Annotated in this window: 7 protein-coding genes; all 7 read right to left on the bottom strand. The window is 34.3% G+C overall.

Annotated features, from left to right (window positions below):
• Positions 1-31: 31 nt before the first annotated feature.
• On the bottom strand, positions 32-814 hold the full coding sequence (locus VFS71_RS13890) for an ABC transporter permease (RefSeq protein WP_326401964.1): 783 nt from the start codon (positions 812-814) through the stop codon (positions 32-34).
• A gap of 102 nt (positions 815-916) precedes the next feature.
• On the bottom strand, positions 917-1210 hold the full coding sequence (locus VFS71_RS13885; RefSeq protein ID WP_326401963.1) for a chaperone modulator CbpM: 294 nt from the start codon (positions 1208-1210) through the stop codon (positions 917-919).
• A gap of 80 nt (positions 1211-1290) precedes the next feature.
• The gene (locus VFS71_RS13880) at positions 1291-2205 is read right to left on the bottom strand and encodes a J domain-containing protein (protein WP_326401962.1); all 915 of its coding nucleotides are present in this window, start codon (positions 2203-2205) and stop codon (positions 1291-1293) included.
• A 69-nt stretch (positions 2206-2274) separates the two neighbouring features.
• Positions 2275-3336 (bottom strand): reverse transcriptase domain-containing protein, encoded by a 1062-nt coding sequence (locus VFS71_RS13875; RefSeq protein WP_326401959.1) that lies wholly within the window; start codon positions 3334-3336, stop codon positions 2275-2277.
• 487 nt (positions 3337-3823) lie between these two features.
• Entirely contained in the window at positions 3824-4909 is a 1086-nt protein-coding gene (locus VFS71_RS13870) for a site-2 protease family protein (RefSeq protein ID WP_326401957.1), read from the bottom strand.
• Between the two features lie 81 nt (positions 4910-4990).
• On the bottom strand, positions 4991-5239 hold the full coding sequence (locus VFS71_RS13865) for an acyl carrier protein (RefSeq protein WP_326401955.1): 249 nt from the start codon (positions 5237-5239) through the stop codon (positions 4991-4993).
• On the bottom strand, positions 5236-5860 hold a 625-nt coding region (locus VFS71_RS13860), incomplete at its 5' end, for a 2-oxo acid dehydrogenase subunit E2 (RefSeq protein ID WP_326401954.1). The genes VFS71_RS13865 and VFS71_RS13860, both read right to left, overlap by 4 nt.

The following is a 5860-nucleotide window of genomic DNA, read 5'->3' as shown; positions in this document are numbered from 1 at the left end:
TTTTCTATTTTTTTCATTTGACTCCATAGCGTTAGACATCGTAAAAAACATTAGACACAAAAACAGCTATGAAATCTATTATAAAAAGTAACATAGAGGAAAAAACCACCGCCGAATTTGCTGCCAGTCCAACTCCTGCCGTTCCTTTTTTACAATAATACCCTTTAAAACAGCCTACCAATCCGATGGCAAAGCCAAAGAAAAAAGACTTAATTGTCGAAGGTATAACATCAAAAAATTCGAGATGATTAAAAACTTGGGTGAAATACAATAGTAGTGAAACATCCCCTTTTAAATTTTCGACCAAAAAAGAACCCAAAAGTGCTACTCCATCCCCAATAAAAACCAATATCGGAAGCATCAGAGTAGTCGCCAATATTCGAGTAACGACTAAATATTTGAAGGGATTTGTTCCGGAAACTTCCATGGCATCTATTTGCTCGGTCACTCGCATAGAACCCAGTTCGGCTCCAATTCCTGAACCGATGCGTCCAGCACAAATTAATGCGGTTATGATGGGGCCAATTTCCCTGATAATGGAAACGCTGACCATAGCAGGAATCCAAGAAACGGCACCAAATTGTTGTAAAGTAGGCCTAGATTGCAAGGTAAATACCAATCCGATAATAAATCCGGTTACCCCAACAAGAAGCAGGGAACGGTTACCCATATTATAGCATTGCCTAAGAAATTCCTTGAACTCCAACGGACGTTTGAATGCTTCCTTGAAAAAACGCCCCGCAAAATCAGACAGTTCGCCAATTTCCAAAAGAAAGTTTTTGAATGATTCTATAATTCTAAAAATAGTATTCATTCCGTTTGTAGATTAATTTTTAATAAGAATCGTACTCAAATATACGAATATTCCATTGATTTTATTCATATTAAAAATTACAAAATGAATCATTTGTGGGCTTTAATCCTCATATAGTCGCAATCTGTTTTGCGTTGTCATCAAATCTTTTTGCAAATGTTCTATTTTTTGCAAAAGGTTAAAAACAACATCAATTCCTTCGGGATTCACTTCCAATTCGTGATGCAATCGGATCATTCGTTCCAAATTATGCATCTGATTTTCGTGGATATAAGGAGATTGTTCCATGATTTCAATTTCAATCAAACCCAAATCATGAAGATGAGTAAAGAAAGAAAGTTCAACCTGATAATGCGAGCTAACCGTTTTCAAAAGGATTAAGTTATCGTTTTTCATATTATAGATAATATTTAAATTTTGGAAATATGGTATCGCTATTCTTCAATAATATTATATCCATTTAAATCATAGCGATTTCATACTGTTCTGAGTTTAGCTAGTTCTGCAAATAATTCTTTTTCCTTTTCGGTAAGGTTTGTGGGCAAGACAACATGGTAGGAAATATACAGATCCCCAAATTCCCCTTCTTTTTTATAAATCGGAAAACCTTTCCCTTTTAGTTTCACTTTGGAACCACTCTGCGTTCCTGGTTTAACGCTCAATTTTACTTTTCCGTCAAAAGTATTGGCAGTAATTTCTCCACCCAAAAGTGCAGTGTACAAATCTAGATTGACCGTTGTATATAAATTATGCTTGTCTAGCTTAAAATCGGTGTGATTTTCGATATTGAAAGTAAGATACAAATCTCCTTTTGGGCCTCCATTAGCCCCTTCTCCACCCTGCCCGCTTATTTTTATGACCTGACCGTTTTCAACCCCTGCTGGAATGGTTAGGCGTATGTTTTTTCCGTTGATCGTAAGAGTTCTTTTGTGCGTAGTATAAACATCTTTTAAGTCCAAATGTAATTCGACATTAAAATCCTGACCTTTAAACGCAGTTGTCCTACGACTTCCTTTTTGCCCACCGCCACCAAACATCGATTCAAAAAAATCTGAATAATCACCACCACCAGAAAATCCGCCGAAACCTCCAAAACCACCACTTTGTTGGCCTCCGGCATTTTGATATCGCTGTTGCTGTTGTCTGGCTTTTTCATATTCCTCACCGTGTTCCCAGTTTTCACCATATTGATCGTATTTTTTTCGATTCTCAGGATTACTCAAAACCTCATTTGCTTCATTGAGTTCTTTGAATTTTTTCTCGGCATTTTTGTCGTTAGGATTTAAATCGGGATGGTATTTACGCGCCAATTTTCGGTAGGCTTTTTTAATATCAGCTTCCGTTGCACTTTTATCGATCTCCAATATTTTGTAATAGTCTATAAATGCCATTTTTACTTCTTTTATCTAATTTGGATATAGTGTGAACTCCCGTTTTGGACAATTGTACTAGATCTTTTTTTAAGTCAACGATGTAGTAATCTTTTTTGTTTTCAATTCATTTTTCTTCTTTAAATCAATCAAAAAATCTTTGTAATCCTTGAATTCATTATCCTCAGGATTTATTTGAAGAACAAAATTTATTTTGCCCAACAAATGTTCCAGGTAATTTTTTTGCACAATTTCCTTATACTCTTGATGCTCTTTGAGTCCGAATTTTTTAATATAATAGAGTGCCTGTCTTAATGCATTCCGTTTATGAGATACAACCTGTGGCTTTTGGTTTACCACAATCCCCGTTACAGTTTGTCGTGTATTGGGTGTCATGAGTTTTGTTTTGGTATTGTTGATTTTAAAATTCAAACTTTCTATAACATCAGTGACATTTTCCAATAGCTCTTTTTCATCAAAATCGCCCGAAAAACTCAAATCATCAGCATATCGTGTATATCTGATTTTTCTTTGTCTGCAAAAATCAAAAATTAAGGCATCTGCCGATTTAAAAATTAAATTTGAAAGGTAGGGACTTGTTGGCGCCCCCTGTGGCAAAGAATCGTCCTTAGTGCATAATTTAGACAATATGTTTGCCATATATTTTGAATAACCCAAATTGAGGAAAACATTTTGGGCTGCTTTCATTTTTATGGAAGGGAAAAAATTTTCCAAGTCAAGTGTCAATACTTTGGGTCGGTTTCTATGAAATTTTAGGTTTTCTATAATTCTGGCTTTTGGTTTATAGGCTTTGGCAACAGGGCTAACGGGAATTTTATAAAGGATATTTTTGAGAATCCAAAGTTGGATTTCTTTTAAACTCGGAAGCGGTTCAGAGATAAGTCGCTTGGTTCCGTTTCTTTTTGTTATTTCAAAATTTCTATAAAAATTGTCGGTATAAATGCTCGCTTTCTTAAGATACTCTTTTTTGTACCCCACTAACTGAGCCAAATGGGAAATATTATAAATAACCGGAACATTATTAGAAAACAAAACCGTAGCATAATCCAAACAACGGATTACATTCTGTTCCGAATAGCCCAATTTCAGGGCTTCTCTTGAAAAATTACTGCAGTATTGTTCAAAATCCATAATATAAAATCATTAATGGAGTGCGGAAATATACATCCCACACCCCAATTAAGAAACAGGTTTAAAAGGTCGTAGCTCTGCGGAGATCTTTTAAAGCCTGTGCTTGAAAAAGCATTCAATTACAGAGCGGTGACTCACGGCTCCGTTGTTAGCCTAAACTAACAGCTCTTTGGAAAATGGCTAAAAAATAATTCTTTTTGATTGGGCACAAAAATGATTCTTTTGCTCAACTTTGGAATTTTATTTTTGGAATCTTTTTGAATCCATTCCTCTTTTTTTTTATTTTTCATCACAAAAAATTATTTTAAATGACGCAACTATAAAATAACAACAATATATTTAAAATCAATATTTTACATAATAAATTTACAAAAAAAAATGTAAAATATTATATATTAAAACGGTTCTTTTTTTACAAATTATTAACTCTTATTTAAAGTTTCATCTTTCAGTTCCACTAAATAATCCCATCTACATTTTCCTTGATTTACTTTGCTTTTATTGAATTTATCAAAACAAATTCAGAAAGAATATCTGTATCTAATATCCCTATAAGCCGATTATTTTCTGTCACAAGCAAAACGGTTGATTTGTCTTCATACACTCTATCGATTATTTTTTCCAATGGGACGCTTTTATCAATATAGAATAAATTTCTATCCATCGCATTGTAGATATACTCCTCATCTCCTTTTTCGGAAAGGGCTTTTATTATTTGTTTTTTGGTAAGTATTCCAACAACATCATCGTTTTGTTTTACAAGAAACTTTTTATGCTCACTATTCAAAATAATTGCTATCGCTTTTTTTATTTTTTCTTCCGCCCCGATAGTTTGGTACTCTTTCATAACTACATCCCCTACCGTATAACCTTTGAGCAAATTTTTAAAATTCACAGATTCTGCTTCAATCTGTGCAGCGAAAACAACAAAAAATCCTATTAAAATCAAAAGAGGATTAGACAGTATTCCAATCAAAATAAAACATACCGCAATAAATTGACCAATTCGAGCGGCAATTATTGTGGCCTCATTTCGGTCTAATTTAAATGATAATAATGCTCTCAAAATTCGCCCCCCATCCATCGGAAAAGCCGGGATTAAATTAAAAACTGCCAATGTTATATTTACTATATAGAAATTTAAAAAAAAGTTTTGGGCATTTATACCACTTACTAATTGAGCCAACAATTCCTCTGAATCTTGCGGTATCAAAATAAAAAATTTCGTTATGGCTGCCAGAATTAAATTTACGATAGGCCCTGCAATTGCCACGACTAATTCTTCAGTCGGTTTTTCTGGTAATCGCTCCAAACGCGCAATTCCCCCAATAGGCAAAAGGGTGATACTTTTGGTATTTATGTTATATTTCTTTGCTACTAAAGCATGTCCCAATTCATGCAGAAGAACAGTTACAAAAACACATAAAATGAATAGTATTGACCATGCAATTTGTACAGGACTTTGTCCATTTTTATAATTTACAACCGCAATAAATGCAATCAGCAAAACAAATGTCCAATGCATAAATATGCCGATACCTGCTATGGTTCCAAGTCTTAACAAACCTTTCATTTTATTTTATTTCATTAAAAAATACCACTTCCCATTCAAAATACACTTTCTCTTTTATCGCATTTTATCAATCATCATAGATTAAACACCCATTTTATTTTTGATATAACCAACCAAATTGTTAACTGTATCTGTTTTTCCATAGTCTTTCTCCGGTATTTCAATTCCCAACTTTTCGCTTATGGCAATGATAAATTGCAAAGCATCAAAAGAATCTATCCCCAGTGTTTCCCGAATATTTTCGTCTGGTTTCAATGCTGAAGGTTCCGTATCCGGAGCTATTTTTTTCAATAACTGAAAAATATTTTTTTTAATCTCGTCTTCATTCATAACAATTCCGGTTTTTGTAAATTTTCAGATAAAACATTTAAAAAACGACTTCCCGTAAGCCCATCGGTGGCACGATGGTCACCGGCCAAAGTAACATTAACCACAGTCCGAATGCCCAACATTCCGTTTTCTGCAAAGGGCTGTTCCGAAATACTACCAAAACCAATAATGGCAACTTGTGGCGGATAAATTACGCCAAAAACAGAATCGGCTCCACGATCGCCCATACTGGTCAAGGTAATTGTACCCTCACTCAATTCTGAACTTCTCAATTTCATGGCTCTTGCTCTTGGGATAAGATCATTTAATGCTTCCATAATCTCATCAACCGTTTTTAAATTAGCCTGATGAATCGCGGGAACCATAATTCCGCCATTATGCAATGCAACCACAAAACCAATGTTGATATTCTTTTTGGTGTGCAATCCATTTTCCCAAACTGCATTCAAATCCGGAAAATCTACCAACGCTTTTGCAATGGCTTTTATAAACAAAACAACGGGAAGCAATCTGGACTGTACTTTTCTCTGTTGATTTGCTTCATGCAACCATGCCAATGCATTGGTTAAATCTATTTTTTTTTCCAAATAATAATGTGGTATTTCTCTATTGGATTTGCTC

The organism is Flavobacterium sp. (assembly GCF_035760125.1).
Lineage (GTDB): Bacteria > Bacteroidota > Bacteroidia > Flavobacteriales > Flavobacteriaceae > Flavobacterium.
The sequence above is the reverse complement of the archived record's forward strand: the minus strand, read 5'-3'. Positions and strand labels throughout refer to the sequence as shown.